A 17,037-nucleotide genomic window follows, 5' to 3' on the forward strand; every position below is an offset into this window, starting at 1 on the left:
GTCAACCTTCGCTGGCAACGCCGACTGCACCTCTCCGCGATCTGAAGCCAAGGGCAGGACAGCGGGGCGACGGTTCACGTCGCCCCGCTGCCTCTTCAGCTACTGCGCAACAAGTCTTCAGTTCCAGCAAGGCTTCGGGCGGCGCGTCCAACCTCAGAATCCACCCGTCCGCCCACGCGACCACCTCCTCCCAAGTCACGGTCCCAAGCTGAGCGGCCCAGGCGAGCGCGAGGGCTTCGGTCGGCAGCGGACTTGCGGAAGGCACGCCGCAGATTAGAGCGGCCCCTCCCCGTCGCTAACAAGGAGACGCAGCTCCCCCCAGTGGAGGAACTGCGCCGGAAAGAGGCTCTACCTCAGGGCCGCGCGATGGTGATGACGGGTGAGGTCCAGGTCTCCAGGTGGGCGGGGTTGTTCTCGTCGCCGAGAGCCTTGAGGACGGTGAGCCTGACGACGTACTGCCCGTTGGGCACGTCCTTGCGCTTGTCCTTGTCGTTGCCCACGCCGTTGCTGCCGCGGCTGTGGCTGACGGTGCCGTCCCAGTCGTAGGCGAGAAGGCCGGTCGCGGTGCTGTTGCGGCCCAGGTACTCCTGGGTGAGCAGGTTGAAAAACTGGGGATGCACGGGCTTGCCGCTGGCGGCGTCGTACACGTCCATCTTCAGGAAGCGGGCGAAGTGGTCGAGGTGCAGCAGGAAGGAGGGCACGTCGCCGTTCTGGAGGGTGAAGGTCCCGCCTTCCGCCGTGGGCGTGAAGGTGCCGTCCGCGTTCGCCCGGGCAAGGCGGGGCGGGGTGGTCAGGACCTTGAGGGCCTGGTAGTCGCCCTTGAAGCCCGCGTAGGGCACCCGCAGCGTGGTGCCGCCGCCCTGGGGCGTGAAGACGAGGTAGCCGCCGTACTGGCTGAGGTCGGGGCCGTTCGGGGTGATCGTGACGGTCACGGTCGCGCTGCCGCCGGGCTGCACGGTGACGGTGTTCGTGTTGAAGCTCACGCCCGCGGGCGCGTTGGCGAAGCTCACCGTGTAGTTGCCCGTCGTGCTGATCGCCCCGACGTGCGAGAGCGTGTAGGTCACCGCGCTCCTGCCCGTGTTGGTGACGGTCAGGGTCTGCGTCTTGCTCGCGCCGTTCTCACTCTCGCCCAGGGAGAGCTTGCTGGGGGTGACAGTGGCGGTCGTCCCCACCGCCTTCACGATGTTGATCATGCCCGCGCCCTGACGGTGCACCATGTCGAGCAGCCTCGTCGCCGGGTTGCCCGACCACAGGTGCGGCTCAGCGGTGTTCTGGAGCAAGGTCCGCACGTCGGCGGCCTTCACCGCCACGCCCGCGTCCCGCTTGGCCTGGAGCAGCAGGGCGACCGCGCCCGCCACGTGCGGGGAGGCCATGCTCGTGCCGCTGATGGTGTTGTACCCGCCGCCGGGGAGGCTCAGCGGCCAGGTCGAGCGGATCAGGCCGCCGGGGGCACCGAGGTCGGGCTTGAGGCTCAGGTCGGCGGCGAGGCCGTACGAGGAGAAACTGGAGATCAGGTCACCCGTGGGGTTGCGGTACGAGCCCTGCCCCGGGGTCCAGGTGAGGGTCGCGCCGCCCGCCGTGATCGCGGCGTCGAGGGCCTTGCCGTCGGTGTCCGAGATGCCCACCACGGGAACCGTGATCGCGGGCGTGCCCGTCACGCTGGCGGCGAGGGGTCCGGCGGCGTTGTTGTACAGCACGACCGCCGCCGCGCCCGCCTGCTGGGCGTTGTAGGCCTTGACGTAGAAGGAGCAGGTCCCGCGCCGGATCAGCACGGCCTGGCCGCTCAGGCTGTTCGCGGGCAGGGCCGCGCAGCCGTCGGCGGTGCTGGTCGGGGTGCCGGTCTTGGCGAGCGGCAGGCTGCCCGAGGTGGGCGGCGTGGGCGAGGGCGAGGCAGGCTGGTAGCCGATCTTCTGGCCGTTCACCACGAACTCGCCCAGCAGGACGTGGGTGTTGTCGAAGGACGCCACGCCGATGACCTTTTCGCCCACGCCGGGGGCCCCCGCCGCGAACGCGCCGCCCGTGCCCGAGTTGCCGATGGAGGCGGTCACGACGACCCCCTGATCGACGAGGTTGGAGGCCGCCACGGCGGTGGGATACTGCGGCCACGACTGGAAGGCCGCCCCGATGGACATGTTCAGCACGTCCATCCCGTCGGCGAGGACGCGCTCCATCGCCTGAATCATGATGTCGGTCTGGGTCGAGCCCTCGCAGCCGAAGACGCGGTAGGCGCCGAAGGTCACGTCGGGCGCCACGCCAGTCGCCCCACCCGCGCTGGCGGCCTTCGCCCCGATGATGCCCGCCACGTGGGTCCCGTGCCCCCCGCAGTCGTCCGGGGTGTCCTGCCCGGGCACCGGCTGGTTCTCGCCGGTGAAGGCGTCGCCCACGAAGTCGTAGCCCGCCACGATGCGCCCCCGGAAGTCGGGGTGGTCGAGGTCGATCCCGGTGTCCATCACGGCGACCTTGATCCCCTTGCCCGTCAGGCCCAGCTCGTTCTGCGCCACGTCGGCGCCCGTCTGGGCGAGGGCGGTGGCGAGTTCGGGCTCGTTCACGATCTGCTCTTCGGGCAGCGTGACGTTGAGCACCGGGAACACGCCGCGCACCGTGGAGAGGTCCTTGAGCTTGCCCAGCTCGGAGGGCTTCACCCGCACCGACACGCCGTTCCACAGCCGCTCGAAGGTCAGGCGCTCCTGGAACTTCACGCCCAGTTGCCGGGCCTGATCGCGGAAGGCCTGCCGCTCGCGGGCGATGGCGGCCCCGTTCCCGCCCTTGCTGGTGGGGCGCTCGCTGAGTTCCACGAACCACAGCTCGGGCGTCTCGTTCTGGGCGGGGGTCGTCGGGGTAGAGAGGGCACCCAGCGACGCCTGGGCCGGGGCTGCCCCACCGGGCCCGGTCGCCTGCTGGGTCCCGCAGGCCGCAAGCGTCAGGGAAAGGAGGGTGAGGGCGGCGCCGCGTCTGAACGGGGTTGAAGGCATGTCTTCTCCTCGGGAAGGCCAGCGACGGCCCTTCCCCCAATAGCGAATACAGGGGCGAACATATGGACGAACGGGACCACGGGGGTCCCACCTGGCGGGTGTCTCCGAACGGCTGTTTGAGCTGCGGCCGACTATAGAGGCTGGGGAGACTGAGAAGCATGAAGTCTGCCGGTCAGCTTCTCATGCTGGGGGGAGGAGGCGCGGGGAGACGGCTTCTCCACGTGAGGAGAATCGAGGTCGGATGAAAGCGCCCGGTCCGGACCGTTCCCCGGGGCATGGGCGCCTTTCGTCCTTTTCCCGGTCGCCCGGGTGCGTTAGGCTGCCCCGGTGCCGCCTCCCACCTTGGGGCGGACCGTGCGGGGACCGGGGCGACATCCCTCTCCAGGCCGTTCTGCGAGACGCCTCCCCGCGCGCACAGGAGCAAACATGCGGAAGTTTTACACGTCGGAGTCGGTGTCAGAAGGCCACCCGGACAAGCTCGCGGATTTCATCTCGGATTCCCTGCTCGACGAGTTCCTGCGGCAGGAGCCTTCGAGCCGCGTCGCAGTCGAGACGCTGGTGACCACGGGCATGGCCGTCGTGGCGGGCGAGGTGCGGGCGGACAAGGCCCACGTGGACGTGCAGAAGATCGTCCGCGAGGCCGTCAAGGCGGTGGGCTATACCCGCGCGATCTACGGCTTTGACGCCGAGTACAGCGCGGTGCTGACGACCATCCACGAGCAGTCCCCGGACATCGCGGGCGGGGTGGACCACTCCGAGGAGTGGCGCGCGATGACGCCCGAGGAACGCGCCCGGCCCGAGCACCGCTTCTCCGAGGTCGGCGCGGGCGACCAGGGCCTGATGTTCGGCTACGCGACGGACGAGACGCCCGAGCTGATGCCGCTGCCCATCTCGCTCGCGCACGGGCTGACCCGGCGGCTGGCCGAGCTGCGCAAGGCGGGAAGGCTGCCCTACCTCCGCCCCGACGCCAAGGCCCAGGTGACGGTCGTGCGCGACCTTCCCGCCACTGCGGCGGGCGTCCACGACGCCACCCGGACCTTCGTGGACACGGTGGTGATCAGCACCCAGCACGGTGAGGACGTGAGCCAGGAGCGGATTCGGGCGGACATGATCGAACACGTGATCCGCGCCGTGATTCCCGCGGGGCTGCTGACGGACGAGACGAAATACTTCATCAACCCCAGCGGCAAGTTCGTGCTGGGCGGGCCGCACGGCGACACGGGCCTGACCGGGCGCAAGATCATCGTGGACACCTACGGCGGGGCGGTGCCGCACGGGGGCGGGGCCTTCAGCGGCAAGGACCCCACCAAGGTGGACCGCTCGGCGGCGTACTACGCCCGCTACATCGCCAAGAACGTGGTCGCCTCGGGGCTGGCGCGGCGGGCGCTGGTGGAGGTCGCCTACGCCATCGGGCGGGCGCACCCCGTCTCGCTGCGGGTGGATACGTACGGGACGGGCACCGTGAGCGACGACCTCCTCGCCGACCTCGTGCGCGAGCACTTCGACGCGCGGCCCCAGGCGATCATCGACCAGCTCGACCTGCTGCGCCCGATCTACGCGCAGACGGCGGCCTACGGGCACTTCGGGCGGCCCGAGTTTCCCTGGGAGCAGACCGACCGGGCGGAGTTGCTGAGAGCGGCGGCGGCAGGGCGCAAGCAGCTCGTCTGAGGTTCAGCCTGGAGGGGGCGGCGACCGGGAAGGGCCCTGGTCCGCCGCCCCCTCTTGTGGTCCCCCGGCCCGCGCGGGCCAACAGTCGCCGGGCCTCACGGGGCCGATCCGGCGGGTCTAGTGGAGAACGCGGATGGCGGGAGGACAGCGCGGCAGTATGCTGATCGTATCGACGGCCCAGGGGTCCCGGCGGGGGGCGGAACCGGGCCGGACAACCGGGAAAGGAGCGTGAGGACGGTGAACACCGGACTTGGCCCTTGAGGGCCGGGCCCCTCCGTTTGGACGCCTTCCCTCCGGGGAGGGGGCGTCGTTCTCGGGGTCGCCGTCGAGGGTTCGGCGCAGCCGCCGCCCGCGTCGAGCCTGACGGGGTCCGCCGGAAGGACAGGCGCGGCACGACAGGAGGCGATCATGATCTCGGCAACGCAACGTCTCGACGACCTCGGCCTGAGCAACCGCGAGCTGCTCGAACTCAACCTCCAGCGCCGTCAGAAGTTCCGGAAGTCGCCCGAGGCCATCTACCACTGGTGGCGCCGCTGCACGGTCAGGGTGCTGCTGGTGACCGACGGCGGCCTGAACTTCGGCCCGGGCGACTTCGGCCTCTCCACCTTCGTTCACATCCTGCAAAACGACGCGCCCACCCGCGTGCGATTCGAGCTGACGCTGGCTCACATCCGGCCTAACGTGACGGACGCGGACGTCATGCTGGGGGCCCCCGGCATCGCCCGCAGCCTCAAGGGTTTCCGCTTCGACGACCCGGCGCATTTCAGGCCCGACATGTACGACCAGGTCTGGCTGTTCGGGATCGAGACGACCTACGCCGGGATGCCGGGGCGGGGCACCTTCCTGGCGAACGCCGAGGTGCAGAACATCGCCGACCACATGAACCGGGGCGGCGGGGTCTTCGCCACCGGGGACCACGGCTTCCTGGGGCGGGCGCTGTGCGGGGCGCTGCCGCGGGTGCGCGGCATGAGGCACTGGGGAGACTTCCCGTCAAGCGCCGACGCGACCAATGAGGTCAGCATGACCGGCCCCCGCCGGAACGACACCAACCAGAGCGGGAACGACCCAGGCACCCAGTTCAGCGACCAGAGCGACGACCTGCCGCAGCGGCTGGAGCTGGTGCTGTACAGCACTTTCGCGGGCTTCCTGCGAAACGCGCGTTACCCGCACCCGGTGCTGTGCGGGCGGCTGGGCCGCATCGACGTGCTGCCCGACCACCCGCACGAGGGGGAGTGCCGGGTGCCGGACGACGTCACCCAGGCCTTCGGCGGGAGGGACGAGTACCCGCCGGACGGCGCGGGCACGCGGATCGTGCCGGAGGTGATCGCCCACAGCCGGGTCCCGGCGGGCAACACCGCCGACAAGGCGGGCAGCAAGACCGCGACCATCCCACACACCTTCGGGGCGATCAGCGCCTACGACGGGCACCGGGCCGGGGTGGGCCGGGTGGTCTGCGATGCGACCTGGCACCACTTCGTGAACGTCAACCTGATCGGCGTGCTGGAGGGCGGTATTTTCGACCAGTTCGACACCCTGGGCGGCGACCAGCATATCGGCGAACATACCTCGAAGCACGACGGGTTCCTCAGCTCCGACGCCGGGCGGGACATTCTGGACCGGATCAAGAACTACTACACCAATATCGGCGTGTGGATCGCGCCGCGTGAGCGCCACGCGTGCTTCAACCTCTACGCCTGGTGGCAACTGGTGTACGCCGACCGCATCATGGAGGCGGCCCTGGCGGACCCGGAGGTGCCCCTGCAACAGGTTTCGGCGGCCACCCTGCTCTCCATCGGGATTCACGCCCGCGACGCGTTCGGCCGCCGCGCCAGCCGCTGTCAGACCCTGGAATGGTTGATCGACTGGCTGCGGAAGCCCTGGCCGGAGGTCGTGCTGTGGATTGACCCCTGGGACCCGGTGACGAGACTGCGGCTCGACAAGGAGGAGGGCCCCCTGCCGGTCGTGGACCCCATGCCGCTGGTGGACGTCGCCCTGGGGGCCGCGCTGGTGTCCCTGCGGCAGGCCTTTCCCTACCCCCCGGCTAAGCTCACGGAACGAGAGGACCGGCGGGCCCTGGAAATTACCCTCGCGGGCGCCCGCGCCGGACTGGACCTGGCCTTGCGGGACGTCGCCCCGCACCTTGAGGCCTTCAACCGGCTGGTGAGGCGTTAGAGCATCGGACGAAAGAGGAGGTGTCACCCTGACTTGTCAGGCGGCGAAGCAGAGTGAAGCGAAGGGTCCCCTCCAGGGCAGAGGAGAGGCTTCGCTTCGTCGGGCATGACCGCGTTCTTGTGTCACACGCTTCAGGGCGACGCACCCAATGCGTCGCCGCAGGTCTCAGGCGCCGACTCCACGGCGCGCCGCCCACTTTTTCGCCACTCGCTCTGCTGGGCGGCTTCGCAGGTCCGCTCTGAAAGGTTGCCGTTGTCTGGCGACCTTGACCTTTCTGCGGTTTGCCCTGGGCGGCACCGAACGGCCCGAAAACCCTCAGCCCCCCGCCTGTTCCCCGCGCATCTCGGTCTCCCGCCCCTCGTACACCTCGGCGAACTTGCGCCTCAGGGCGGCGGCGCTCGCGCGGGGCACCATCTCGGAGATGTCGCCGCCGTAGCTGGCGATCTCCCTCACCATCGTGGAGCTGACGAAGCTCCAGCGGGTCGCGGCCATGATGAACACGGTCTCGACCTCGCCGATCTGGCGGTTGAGGTGGGCGATCTGGAGTTCGTACTCGTAGTCGCTGACCGCCCGCAGGCCGCGCACGATGATCCCCTTTTGCTGCTGGCGCATGTAGTCCACGAGCAGGCCGCCGAAGGAGTCCACGCTGACGTTGCCGAAGTGGGCGGTCGCCTCGCGCAGGATGCCGAGCCGCTCGTCGAGGTCGAAGAGGTGGCGGCCCTGCTTGCGGGCGTTGTGCATGACCGTCACGGTCACCTGATCGAAGATGCGCGACGCCCGCGTCAGCACGTCCATGTGCCCGCTCGTGATGGGGTCGAAGGAGCCGGGAAAGACGGCGTTCATGTGAGGTCGAGTGTATCCCCCACCACAGGCCGCGTGTACAGCGTGAGGACGTTGCTGCCGTACACCCGCTCCTCGCGCCGGGAGCCGGGGTGCTCGGGCAGACGCACCTGACCCGGATGCTGGCACACGAGCAGGCCGCCGGGCGCCACGACCCCCGAGGCGAGCAGCCTCCCCGTCAGCCGCCCGATATCCTGCACGTAGGGCGGGTCGCTGAACACCACGTCGAACTCGCCCACGCGCCCGAGCAGGGCCTCCGCATTCCCGCGCAGGATGCGGACGGTCAGCCCCAGGCTCTGGGCGTTCTCCTCCAGGGTGCGGACGGCGCGGGCGTCCTTTTCGATCAGCGTGACCTCGTAGCCCCGGCTGGCCGCCTCCAGCCCCACGGCCCCGCTGCCGCCGTGCAGGTCGAGGAAGGTGCCCTCCGGCTGCCGGGTGGCGAGGAGGTCGAAGAGGCTTTTGCGGATGCGGGCGCCGCTGGGCCGGGCACTGGGGGGCACGTGCAGAACGCGGCCCTTCGCGCTGCCGCCCAGGATTCGCAGGCTCATGGGGGGTAGGGTAACGCAGGCGCGCCCCGAAGTCCGCAGGGGACCGGGGCGCGCAGAGGGGCGGGCGTTACCGCATCATCTTGACGGCGGCGCAGGCCACGCCCGCGTCGGCCGGGGTGCCCGCCGCGTCGCTGGCCGTGTGCACGTTGAAGTACGTCGCGCTTACCACGTCGGCGCGCGGGGCGTCGCCCATCAGGGTGAGCCTCCCGCTCGCGTCGGTCTGCCCGACGACCTTGCTGCTCATGATGGCCGGGCCGTTGCTGCTGCACGGATCGGCACTCGCCGTGCCCTGGTTGTGGTAATGCGCCACGTAGACCTGGTTGGGGAGCAGGCCCATGACCTTCGCGTCCGTCATCACCCGCTCACCGGACACCTTGCTCATGACCGTGCCGCTCGGGGTGAGGGTCCCGGCGGCGGGCTGCTTGCCGAGGGTCGCGGTCGTTCCGCCCATCATCATGGTGCAGGAACCGAGGGCGAGGGGCAGGGCGAGCGCGAGAAGCTTATGCATGGGTGAAACCCCTTTGGAGAGAACGTCGAAGATCGGGCGAACTGGACGTGAGCAGTCTGCCCCTCTTCCAAGCTCGACAGTGTTGGCCCGCGTTCATTGTCGGGGAGGGGTGAATGTCCGCCGGGGGGGTCTCTTCGGGGGTGCCGTGCAGGCCGCCCGGAAGAGGAGGCGCCGGACGGCGAGGCATCCTCCCATCCGGCGCGGGGTGTGGGCACGTCAGTTCTGAATCTGCGGCCGGGCGGCCAGGGTGAGCCTGACCTCGATCCTCTTGCCGCCGCGCAAGACGGTGAGGGTGACCGTCTCGCCGGGGCGGTAACGGCGCACGGCGTACTGGAAGTCCGAGAAGTTGGCGATGGCCTGACCGTTGACGGCGGTCACGAGGTCGCCGGAGACGCGCTTGCCCTGCTCGTTCAGGGTCAGGGGCTGGAGGCCCGCGCGGGCGGCGGGGCTGCCGGGCACCACGTTCGTGAAAAAGGCGCCGGGCGTGTCGCCGAGGCCGAGGTCGAAGACGCGGTTGAACTCCGAGAAGCGGTCGGCGGGCAGCGCAAAGGCGAAGTCGAGCTGCGGGTTGAGGGCGATCCCGATAACGGGGGCGTCGAGCTTCTCGCCCCGGCGCAGGGCGGCGAGCTTGGCGCTCGTCCTCGTCACGGGCACGGCGTAGGCGGTGATGCGGCCCGCGCGCGCGCCGGGGCCCACGCTGATGTAACTCACCACCCCCATCACCTCGCCCTGCGCGTTGATGATCGGCCCGCCGCTGTCTCCCGGCACCAGTTGCGCGTTCAGCTCCAGCGTGCCGGGCGGGAAGTCCGCGCGGCCCGCGTCACTGTCGAGGCCGGTGAGGCGACCGGTTTTCTGAACCAGGAAGTCGCCGCCGCCGTTGCCGATGGCAAGCGCCGTGTCCCCCACCCGGGGTCCCGTCGCGGCGAGCGGCATGGAGGGCGTCCCGGCGGGCACGTTCACCCGGATCAGGGCGAGGTCGGACTGGTCGTCGTAGCCGACCACCTGCACCGCGTAACGCTTCTTGTCGAGCGTCTGCGCACTCAGCGTCTTCGAGGCGAAGACCACGTGGTACGCCGTGAGCGCGTAGCCGTCGCCGATCAGAAAGGCGGTGCCCACCCCGTTCGGCTCCCGGCAGTTGGTCGGCGGGCAATCCTCGATGCGCAGGGTAGCCGGGCGCAGCTTGCGGTACAGGTCGTCGAGGGTGACCCTCTCCGCCTGGCTCAGCGGCGCGGGGGTGGCGGCGCGGCGCTCGGCGGGCGTCGTGCCGGAGGAGGGGGCCGCCGTCTGCGCCCGAGCAGGGGAAGTCGAAGAAACCACACCGCCGAGCAGCAGGGCGGACAACACCATCAGGCCGCGCGCGGCGGCGGGGCGTACGACGTTCATGCTTCAGTGTGATTGTTTGACTCCAGGTGGTATGTGCCATGTCTCCCCTTCCGGCGCGGCGGGTCCCCCGGGTCCAGGGCAGCCAGCCCCAGCCGCCGCTCGATCACGCCCCCGAGCCGCGTCAGGATGCCCGGCCCGCTCCAGCCCGTCACGCACGCGGCGGCGAGCAGCAGCGCCGGAGCGGGGGCGGGCCGCCACAACACCGTCAGCAGCGCGACCACCGTCAGCGCCGCGATCCCCGCCGCCGCCGCGTGCGCCAGCACCCGCCGGGCCCGCGGCGGCGCAGGGCGGGCGAGCTGCCGCGCGAGCTGCGTCACACTCCCCGCCCCGAACGCGGTGCCCAGCAGCGGAAGAAGATCGAGGAGGGGGGCAAGGTCGCTCATGGAAAGCCTCCTGGGGCAGGTGAGGGTGAGACCGGCGCCCCCCTCCCCCGCGCAGGAGGACGGGTCACGCCGGACGAAGGGGAGGACGGGAGGCGGGGTGTGGGCGCGGCCGCGAAGCGGGGCGGCGGGGATACGCCATCAACATAATATGCCTAGAGTCATATCGTCAAGCTCCACCATTCCAGTTGGGGCATTTCGCACAGGCTAGACTCGGTGCATGACCGCTCCCCTCTCCGACCTGCCCCGCTGGCTGCGCGAGCGCCGGGCGGGCCTGGGCCTGCGCCAGGACGAGGTGGCCCGCCTGACGGCCCTGCACGGGGGCGAGGCGGGCAGCGTGACCCAGCCGTATCTCAGCCGCCTGGAGCGCGGGACGAGGCCGCTGGGGGCCCTGACCCCGGCGCGGCAGGACGCCCTGCGCCGCGCCCTGGAGATCAGTGCGGGCGAGTGGGTGGCGCGCACGGGGCTGCCGCTGCTGACCACGCCGGGAGCCGGGGGCGAATTGCTGGGCACCCTCGACCTGATCCGGGTGCCGGTGCGGGCGCTCGCGTCGGCGGGCTTGCCGCTCTCGGAAGACCACGGCAGCGTGATCGACCACGAACTCGTCCCGGCGCGCGAGCACCGACCAGGAATGCTCGTGCTGGAGGTGCAGGGCGACTCCATGAGCACGGGCGAGGGCGGCGCGGGCGGCATCCGTCCCGGCGACCGCATCTACGTGGACCCCGGCGACCTCGACCTGCGCGAGGGCCGCGTCTACGTCCTGCACGTTCCCGGCCTGGGCCTGACCGTCAAGCGGCTGCGGCGGTACGGCCCCCACGTCTGGCTCACGAGCGACAACCCCGACCACCCCCCCGTCAAACCCGAGGAGGCCACCGTCGTCGGGCGGGTGTACTTCCACCAGCCCCGGGGCAACCGCCTGTGACCCCGCTGCCCCGCTAGCATGGCCCGCGTGCCCGAACAGCCCCTCACCCGCGTCTTCGTCTACGGAACCCTGATGCCCGGCGAGCGCAACGCCCACGTCGCCGCCCAGGGTGGGACCTTCGAGGCCCGGCCCGCCCGTCTGCCCGGCTTTCGCCTGCTGCACCTCCTCCCCGAGGCGTACCCGGCGGTCGTGCCCGGCGGCGCGGGGGAGAAGGTCTGCGGCCAGGTCCTCACCTATGCCCGGGAGGACTGGGGGGTCGCCCTCCCCTTCCTCGACGCGCTGGAGGGCGTGGACGAGGTGCCGCCCCTCTACACGCGCGAAGAGGTGACGGTGACGCTGGAGGGGGAGGAGACGTGTGCCGCCTGGGTCTACGTGTATGCGAACGCCGCGCGCCTCGCCCGTCCCGGCGTGGTCCCGATCCCGGACGGCGACTGGCGGGGGGCGCCGGACCGCGCCCGTCCTCGTCCAGAGGACCGCTAGGCCGAGTTCCAGGGTCGATCCCGGCGACTGGAAGCTGGCGACTGGCGACCCCACACCAAAGGAAAACCGCCCCCGGACGAGCCAGGAGCGGTGGGGCCGGGACAGCCTTCAGCGAACGATGCGCTGGCCGCGGCGGATGCTCAGGCGGTCGGTGAGGGCGATGTAGCCGTCGTAGTCGGTGCGCTCCAGGTACTTCAGGAGGCGGCGGCGCTGGCCGTTGAGGAGTTGCAGGCCGCGCTGGCCGTGCTTGTCCTTTTTGTTGGCGGTCAGGTGCGTGGAGAGGTTGTTGATGCGCTCGGTGAGCAGCGCGATCTGCACGGTGGTGCTGCCGGTGTCCTTCTCGCTCTGGGCAAAGGTCTGGATGGTCTGCTTCTTGTCGATCATGTGGTCCCTCTCGTGTTGTGAAGTCCCGCGCGGACCAGCCGGGCCAAAGGGTCTGTCGGAAGAAGTTCCACGGACAGACCTGCCCGACCGCTCACGGCGGCAGCGGGTAGCTTAGCACGCCGGGGCCGGGAGGCACGTTCGGCAGTTGACAAGGCGGGGGGCGGCCCCTATCATTCCTTTCGCTTCACCGTTGCTGGGGTGGCGGAATTGGTAGACGCACTAGCTTGAGGTGCTAGCGCCGCGAGGCGTGTGGGTTCAAGTCCCATCTCCAGCACCAACGGGCCGCCGGAATCTTCAGGGTTCCGGCGGCAGCCTTTGGCCCCACCGCGTCGCCGGAACGTGTGCTACACTCCGCGTCGCATTGCTGGCGCAACGCAGCGGGGACGCCTGAACCTGGTCAGGGCCGGAAGGCAGCAGCCATAAGGGATGATCTCTGGGTGCCGTTGCTCACCGGCAATGCTTTTTTGTGCTCCCCGTGCCATCCTCCCCACATGCCTGCCACCCGCGCGGCCACGCCGGACGACGCCCCCGCCGTCACCCGCATCTACAACGAGGGCATCGCCGACCGGATCGCCACCTTCGAGACGAGGAACAGAACAGAGGATGAGGTGGCCGAACGCCTGCGCGGGCCGCATCCCGCCGTGGTGGCGCTGGACGGGAACGGGGAAGTCGTCGCCTTCGCGTGGAGCGGCCCCTACAGCACCCGGGAAGTGTACGCGACCATAGGAGACCACGGAGTCTACGTGGCGCGGGAGGCGCGGGGGCGGGGGTACGGCGAGACCGCCCTGCGCGAGCTGATGACGGCGGCCCGGGAGGCCGGATTGCACAAGCTCACCAGCCGCGTCCTCGTGGAGAACACGGCCAGCCGCCGCCTCCATACGCGCTGCGGCTTCCGCGAGGTCGGGACCCACCGCCGCCACGCCCGTCTGGACGGCGAGTGGCGGGACGTGGTGACGGTGGAGGCGCTGCTGGACGAGGTGGAGGGACCGCCATGAGCAGGGGAGTCAATCATGTCCCTTTGAGCAACCTTCCGGCCACGGCCAGAAACGGGGCGCCGAGGTCCGGCAGGCCGTGGTGCCCCAGGTAGAGCCCGGAGGAGACCCGTTCCAGATACGCCCACTGCCAGATCGCCTCAGCGTCGGTCGCAGTCGCCTGTGCCATCTGGTCGCACCAGGAGCGCAGTTCCGAGTGCGGATGTCTGAAGGCCAGAAGCTCCGTGTTCCAGCCGCGCAGGGCGACCCCGAGGTCGTACTCCGGTTCGCACAGGAAACCCTCGGGGTCCACGAACACATAACCCGTCTCCGCACCTGGACGGGCCCGCTCCACCCGCAACAGGTTTCCCGCGTGGGGGTCACCGTGGACCACGACCTGTCGCGCGGGGTCACGCGCCTCCCACCTCTCACGGGCGTAGCGCAACGCCTGGTCGACCGCCGCCTGAAGACCCTGCTCTCCCCTCTCCTCGGCGAGGTCGCGCACGAGGGCGAGGAGCCCGGCGGCCTTGTGGCCGGATTCGCCCGGCGGGGGCAGGCAGAGTTCTCGCGGCACCTGCCAGGCCTGCCGCAGCGTCCCGGCGGTGATGGACAGCACGGCGGACACGCTCTGCACCACCTCATCCACAGGTGCCCCGAGGGATTCCAGGAGGAGGGCGCCCCGGTCGAGGTCGTGGGCCAGAACCTGAACGTACCCGTGACCCCGCGCCGCCACGAGGGTGGAGACCTGGGTGGTCAGGATGGGTTCCGGCAGGGCCAGCTTGAGGACGGCCCGCCGCCCGTCACGGGTGGTAACGCGGCGGACAGAGGAACGGCTGCCGCCGGGCAGCGGGTCGCCCAATCCAAGCTCCCACTCGCAGCATTGTCGCCGCAGCAGGCCGGGCAGCGCGTCCAGCCACAGGCGGCCGTGCGCCCCCAGGCTTTCCGCGTAGGCGCGCACGGTGGGCTGCACGGTGACCGCAGGGGCCTCTTCCACGATGGCGAACCCTACCACGCGCGGGCGAGACCGGACTCTGGGAGGACCACGGATGTTCCCGCACTGGTCCTGCTGTCTCTTGCCCAGGCTGGTCCACCTCCGGCTAATGTTCGGACGGCGGATTCGTCCAGGTAGCGTGCTTTCAAACGAGAAGAACCAAGGAGCGTGATGTGGCATGGCGACGGAATTGAAAACCACCGTGACGTACGAGGACACCCTGGGTCGGCTGGACATCCGCCTGGGGCGCGTGGTGGAGGTCGAGGTGGAGCCGAGCGCCCCGAAAGCGTCCTACCGGTTGACCGTGGACTTCGGGAAGTACGGGCGCCGGGTCAGCGTGGGCCGCTTCACCGGGCACCCGCCGGGGGAGCTGCTGGGGCGCCAGGTGGTGGGGGTGCTCAACTTCGAGCCGCGCCAGATCGGCGACGTGACCTCGGAGGTCCTCATTCTTGGGGTGCAGGTTCCAGGGGCCGCGAGCGGGGAGGCGACCGTCCTGACGCCCGCTCGGGAGGCCAGGCTCGGCGGCAAGGTGTTCTGAGAGAGGTAGCCCCGTCAGTTGAGGGGCTACCTCCCACCTCACCAAAGCTGCTCGGTTGGGATGACTTGGGGGATAGGCCCTCGACTTGTTGAAGACGTGTGCGGAGGGGCAGCCTGGCCCTCACCGCGTTTTTGGGATCAGCACCAGCGACTGCGTTTCCTTCACCAAGGCGAGTCCTCGCAGCCGCTCGGGGTCAAGGTCACCCGCCTTCGCCAGCGCCTCGGCCTTCTTGCGGTCGATGGTGGCGACCTCCAGCGCGGCGGCGTCGCCAAACACGTCGCGGAAGGGCTCGACGGGGTACTCCACCCGGCGCGAGACCTTGAGTTCGGCCCGGTAGAGGTCCGTCTCGGCGCGGGCCCCGGTGGCGAGGGCCGCCTTGATCCGGGCGGCGAGTTCGTCGCGCTCCAGTTCCAGCCCCAGCAGCGTGTCGCGCAGGGTGGCGTAGCGTTCGAGCAGTTCGTCTAGCGTCAGGTCCACGGTGGGGTCGAGCGGCGCCGTCATGGACCCAGCCTAAAACAGCCGCGCTCCCTTGGCAGGCGTGGACGCACGTTATCCCGGGTCAGCCAGGTTGAACGGCGGGCCAGGGACAAACTAGTTCCGTCATCCCGGGCACCGCCCGTCTTAAGATGGGCGGGTGAGCGACTCGGCGCCCGACAGGCCCTCTCCCCCTCCGACCTCCGACCTCGAACGGCGCGTGCTGGCCGCCATCCGCCGGGGCGCGAGCATGGCGGACATCGCGGAGCTGCGCCCGGCGCGGATGGCCTCGCCGGAAGACGCCATCCAGGCCCTTCAGGACGGCAACGCCCGCTTCTTCTCCGGGCAGGCCACCCGTCCCGAGGTGGACGCCAACCAGCGCCGGGCACAGATCATGGGCCAGACGCCCTTCGCGGCGGTTCTCGCGTGCAGCGACAGCCGGGTCCCCGTGGAGATCGTCTTCGACCAGGGCCTCGGCGACCTCTTCGTGGTGCGGGTGGCGGGCAACGTGGTCGGCGACGCGGGGCTGGGCACGCTGGAGTACGCGACCGAGCACCTCGACGTTCACCTGATCGTGGTGATGGGGCACGAGGGGTGCGGGGCGGTGGCCGCCGCCATGCTGCCGGAGGAACAGGTCGCCCGGGAGCCCGAGAACCTGCGCAAGCTCATCGCCCGCATCCAGCCCTGCGTGCGGGACCTTCCCCCCATCCGCGACAAGAAGGCCCGGATGCGCGAGGCGGTGCTGAACAACGTCCGCTGCCAGGTCGCCATGTTGCGCGAGCAGCCCGTCATCCAGGCCGCCGAGGCGCGCGGCCAGATTCGCGTCATCGGCGCCTACTACGAGATCGGCTCCGGCGCCGTCGATTTCCTGATCGAGGAGGAAGACCTGCGACCGTGAACGTTGCGTCAACCCACTAACCGAAGCAAAGCACTTTACAAAACAGAGCGTGAGGACTAGAGTGGGAGGTCGCGTGGCGCCCTATCTCAGACGAGCGGCGCCCTCTGCATCTGTAACGGAGGAACCATGCAGCGGACCATCCTGACCATTCTCGCGCCCCTGCTTCTGGTGGGCGGCGCCCAGGCCCAGACCAAGCCCAGCACCCTGACGCCCGGCGTGCTCAAGATCGGCATGGAGGGGACGTACGCGCCCTTCACCTACAAGGACGAGAAGGGGCAGCTCGTCGGCTTCGACGTGGACATCGCCAAGGCGGTGGCGGCGAAGCTGGGCCTCAAGCCCGAGTTCGTGCTCACCGAGTGGAGCGGCATCCTGGCCGGGCTCCAGGCGAGGAAGTACGACGTGATCGTGAACCAGGTGGGCATCACGCCCGAGCGGCAGCAGGCCATCGGGTTCAGCCGGGCCTACGCCTACAGCAGCCCGCAGATCATCGTGCGGAAGAACGCTAACACCTCGTTCAAGACGCTCACCGACCTCAAGGGCAAGCGGGTGGGCGTGGGGCTGGGGAGCAACTTCGAGAAGCAACTGCGGGACGCGGGCGGCATCAACGTGGTGACGTACCCCGGCGCCCCCGAGTACCTGCGCGACCTGATCTCGGGCCGCCTCGACGCCGCGTACAACGACCGCCTGCTGGTGGGTTACCTGATCAAGCGCGACAACCTCCCCGTCAAGGGCGCGGGCGTGATCGGCCAGCCCGAGCCCGTGGGCATCGCCCTGCGCAAGGACAACACGGCGCTCAGGGCCGCCGTCGACCGGGCGCTGACCCAGATCAAGGCGGACGGTACGTACGCGAAGATCAGCCGCCAGTGGTTCGGGCAGGACGTGAGCCAGCCCGGGAAGTAAGCCCTCTG

General features: G+C 70.1%; 17 protein-coding genes, 1 tRNA gene and 1 other RNA gene. 10 read left to right on the forward strand and 9 right to left on the reverse strand.

Annotated features, from left to right (window positions below; genetic code table 11):
* Window positions 1–353: 353 nt before the first annotated feature.
* The gene (locus IC605_RS25025; RefSeq protein ID WP_216321021.1) at window positions 354–2,972 is read right to left on the reverse strand and encodes a S8 family serine peptidase; all 2,619 of its coding nucleotides are present in this window, start codon (window positions 2,970–2,972) and stop codon (window positions 354–356) included.
* A 426-nt stretch (window positions 2,973–3,398) separates the two neighbouring features.
* Between IC605_RS25025 and metK the strand changes: the two genes are divergently transcribed.
* Both metK and IC605_RS07195 read left to right on the forward strand, forming a co-directional pair.
* Window positions 3,399–4,640, forward strand: coding sequence for a methionine adenosyltransferase (metK, locus tag IC605_RS07190; RefSeq protein WP_216321024.1), 1,242 nt, complete (start codon window positions 3,399–3,401; stop codon window positions 4,638–4,640).
* A gap of 408 nt (window positions 4,641–5,048) precedes the next feature.
* Window positions 5,049–6,812, forward strand: a complete 1,764-nt coding sequence (locus IC605_RS07195) for a hypothetical protein (protein ID WP_216321027.1) — start codon at window positions 5,049–5,051, stop codon at window positions 6,810–6,812.
* Between the two features lie 315 nt (window positions 6,813–7,127).
* Here IC605_RS07195 and coaD read toward each other — a convergent pair whose 3' ends face one another.
* The 5 genes from coaD to IC605_RS07220 all read right to left on the reverse strand — a co-directional run bounded on the left by coaD (window position 7,128) and on the right by IC605_RS07220 (window position 10,474).
* A complete protein-coding gene (gene coaD / locus IC605_RS07200) occupies window positions 7,128–7,655 on the reverse strand; it encodes a pantetheine-phosphate adenylyltransferase (RefSeq protein ID WP_216321029.1) in 528 nt (175 codons plus the stop codon).
* Window positions 7,652–8,200 carry an RsmD family RNA methyltransferase gene (locus tag IC605_RS07205; RefSeq protein WP_216321032.1) on the reverse strand — a complete coding sequence of 183 codons (549 nt, stop codon included), beginning with the start codon at window positions 8,198–8,200 and terminating at the stop codon, window positions 7,652–7,654. Before IC605_RS07205 ends, coaD begins: the two co-directional genes overlap by 4 nt.
* A gap of 67 nt (window positions 8,201–8,267) precedes the next feature.
* On the reverse strand, window positions 8,268–8,708 hold the full coding sequence (locus tag IC605_RS07210) for a superoxide dismutase (RefSeq protein ID WP_216321036.1): 441 nt from the start codon (window positions 8,706–8,708) through the stop codon (window positions 8,268–8,270).
* A 216-nt stretch (window positions 8,709–8,924) separates the two neighbouring features.
* Entirely contained in the window at window positions 8,925–10,091 is a 1,167-nt protein-coding gene (locus tag IC605_RS07215; protein WP_216321040.1) for a S1C family serine protease, read from the reverse strand.
* A complete protein-coding gene (locus IC605_RS07220) occupies window positions 10,088–10,474 on the reverse strand; it encodes a hypothetical protein (protein ID WP_216321043.1) in 387 nt (128 codons plus the stop codon). Before IC605_RS07220 ends, IC605_RS07215 begins: the two co-directional genes overlap by 4 nt.
* Window positions 10,475–10,691: 217 nt before the next feature.
* Between IC605_RS07220 and IC605_RS07225 the strand changes: the two genes are divergently transcribed.
* Both IC605_RS07225 and IC605_RS07230 read left to right on the forward strand, forming a co-directional pair.
* A complete protein-coding gene (locus IC605_RS07225; RefSeq protein WP_216321046.1) occupies window positions 10,692–11,393 on the forward strand; it encodes an XRE family transcriptional regulator in 702 nt (233 codons plus the stop codon).
* Window positions 11,394–11,411: 18 nt separating this feature from the next.
* Window positions 11,412–11,873 carry a gamma-glutamylcyclotransferase family protein gene (locus IC605_RS07230; RefSeq protein ID WP_216321050.1) on the forward strand — a complete coding sequence of 154 codons (462 nt, stop codon included), beginning with the start codon at window positions 11,412–11,414 and terminating at the stop codon, window positions 11,871–11,873.
* A gap of 108 nt (window positions 11,874–11,981) precedes the next feature.
* On the opposite strand, the gene rpsO is transcribed toward IC605_RS07230, so the two are convergent.
* Window positions 11,982–12,257 (reverse strand): 30S ribosomal protein S15, encoded by a 276-nt coding sequence (rpsO, locus tag IC605_RS07235; RefSeq protein WP_216321053.1) that lies wholly within the window; start codon window positions 12,255–12,257, stop codon window positions 11,982–11,984.
* Between the two features lie 192 nt (window positions 12,258–12,449).
* On the opposite strand from rpsO, the gene IC605_RS07240 reads away from it, so the two are divergent.
* From IC605_RS07240 to IC605_RS07250, 3 genes are all read left to right on the forward strand, one after another.
* Window positions 12,450–12,534: transfer RNA gene (locus IC605_RS07240), tRNA-Leu, on the forward strand.
* A gap of 84 nt (window positions 12,535–12,618) precedes the next feature.
* Window positions 12,619–12,717, forward strand: an RNA gene (ffs, locus tag IC605_RS07245) — signal recognition particle sRNA small type.
* A gap of 31 nt (window positions 12,718–12,748) precedes the next feature.
* Window positions 12,749–13,252, forward strand: a complete 504-nt coding sequence (locus IC605_RS07250; RefSeq protein WP_216321057.1) for an arsinothricin resistance N-acetyltransferase ArsN1 family A — start codon at window positions 12,749–12,751, stop codon at window positions 13,250–13,252.
* Between the two features lie 13 nt (window positions 13,253–13,265).
* On the opposite strand, the gene IC605_RS07255 is transcribed toward IC605_RS07250, so the two are convergent.
* Entirely contained in the window at window positions 13,266–14,222 is a 957-nt protein-coding gene (locus IC605_RS07255; RefSeq protein WP_216321060.1) for an aminoglycoside phosphotransferase family protein, read from the reverse strand.
* Between the two features lie 175 nt (window positions 14,223–14,397).
* Between IC605_RS07255 and IC605_RS07260 the strand changes: the two genes are divergently transcribed.
* Window positions 14,398–14,757: a tRNA-binding protein gene (locus IC605_RS07260; protein ID WP_216321063.1), complete on the forward strand. Its 360-nt coding sequence runs from the start codon at window positions 14,398–14,400 to the stop codon at window positions 14,755–14,757.
* A gap of 120 nt (window positions 14,758–14,877) precedes the next feature.
* On the opposite strand, the gene IC605_RS07265 is transcribed toward IC605_RS07260, so the two are convergent.
* On the reverse strand, window positions 14,878–15,258 hold the full coding sequence (locus IC605_RS07265; protein ID WP_216321064.1) for a hypothetical protein: 381 nt from the start codon (window positions 15,256–15,258) through the stop codon (window positions 14,878–14,880).
* Between the two features lie 223 nt (window positions 15,259–15,481).
* On the opposite strand from IC605_RS07265, the gene IC605_RS07270 reads away from it, so the two are divergent.
* Window positions 15,482–16,129 carry a carbonic anhydrase gene (locus IC605_RS07270; protein WP_246580573.1) on the forward strand — a complete coding sequence of 216 codons (648 nt, stop codon included), beginning with the start codon at window positions 15,482–15,484 and terminating at the stop codon, window positions 16,127–16,129.
* A 126-nt stretch (window positions 16,130–16,255) separates the two neighbouring features.
* Entirely contained in the window at window positions 16,256–17,029 is a 774-nt protein-coding gene (locus IC605_RS07275; protein ID WP_216321066.1) for a transporter substrate-binding domain-containing protein, read from the forward strand.
* Window positions 17,030–17,037: the final 8 nt, after the last annotated feature.

It is taken from the genome of Deinococcus aestuarii (genome assembly GCF_018863415.1).
Taxonomy (GTDB): Bacteria; Deinococcota; Deinococci; order Deinococcales; family Deinococcaceae; genus Deinococcus; species Deinococcus aestuarii.

What these genes read in the sequence shown, in the direction of transcription:
- IC605_RS25025 (WP_216321021.1), bottom strand. Translation starts at nt 2,972, where the DNA reads ATGCCTTCAACCCCGTTCAGACGCGGCGCCGCCCTCACCCTCCTTTCC.
- metK (WP_216321024.1), top strand. Translation starts at nt 3,399, where the DNA reads ATGCGGAAGTTTTACACGTCGGAGTCGGTGTCAGAAGGCCACCCGGAC.
- IC605_RS07195 (WP_216321027.1), top strand. Translation starts at nt 5,049, where the DNA reads ATGATCTCGGCAACGCAACGTCTCGACGACCTCGGCCTGAGCAACCGC.
- coaD (WP_216321029.1), bottom strand. Translation starts at nt 7,655, where the DNA reads ATGAACGCCGTCTTTCCCGGCTCCTTCGACCCCATCACGAGCGGGCAC.
- IC605_RS07205 (WP_216321032.1), bottom strand. Translation starts at nt 8,200, where the DNA reads ATGAGCCTGCGAATCCTGGGCGGCAGCGCGAAGGGCCGCGTTCTGCAC.
- IC605_RS07210 (WP_216321036.1), bottom strand. Translation starts at nt 8,708, where the DNA reads ATGCATAAGCTTCTCGCGCTCGCCCTGCCCCTCGCCCTCGGTTCCTGC.
- IC605_RS07215 (WP_216321040.1), bottom strand. Translation starts at nt 10,091, where the DNA reads ATGAACGTCGTACGCCCCGCCGCCGCGCGCGGCCTGATGGTGTTGTCC.
- IC605_RS07220 (WP_216321043.1), bottom strand. Translation starts at nt 10,474, where the DNA reads ATGAGCGACCTTGCCCCCCTCCTCGATCTTCTTCCGCTGCTGGGCACC.
- IC605_RS07225 (WP_216321046.1), top strand. Translation starts at nt 10,692, where the DNA reads ATGACCGCTCCCCTCTCCGACCTGCCCCGCTGGCTGCGCGAGCGCCGG.
- IC605_RS07230 (WP_216321050.1), top strand. Translation starts at nt 11,412, where the DNA reads ATGGCCCGCGTGCCCGAACAGCCCCTCACCCGCGTCTTCGTCTACGGA.
- rpsO (WP_216321053.1), bottom strand. Translation starts at nt 12,257, where the DNA reads ATGATCGACAAGAAGCAGACCATCCAGACCTTTGCCCAGAGCGAGAAG.
- IC605_RS07250 (WP_216321057.1), top strand. Translation starts at nt 12,749, where the DNA reads ATGCCTGCCACCCGCGCGGCCACGCCGGACGACGCCCCCGCCGTCACC.
- IC605_RS07260 (WP_216321063.1), top strand. Translation starts at nt 14,398, where the DNA reads ATGGCGACGGAATTGAAAACCACCGTGACGTACGAGGACACCCTGGGT.
- IC605_RS07265 (WP_216321064.1), bottom strand. Translation starts at nt 15,258, where the DNA reads ATGACGGCGCCGCTCGACCCCACCGTGGACCTGACGCTAGACGAACTG.
- IC605_RS07270 (WP_246580573.1), top strand. Translation starts at nt 15,482, where the DNA reads ATGGCGGACATCGCGGAGCTGCGCCCGGCGCGGATGGCCTCGCCGGAA.
- IC605_RS07275 (WP_216321066.1), top strand. Translation starts at nt 16,256, where the DNA reads ATGCAGCGGACCATCCTGACCATTCTCGCGCCCCTGCTTCTGGTGGGC.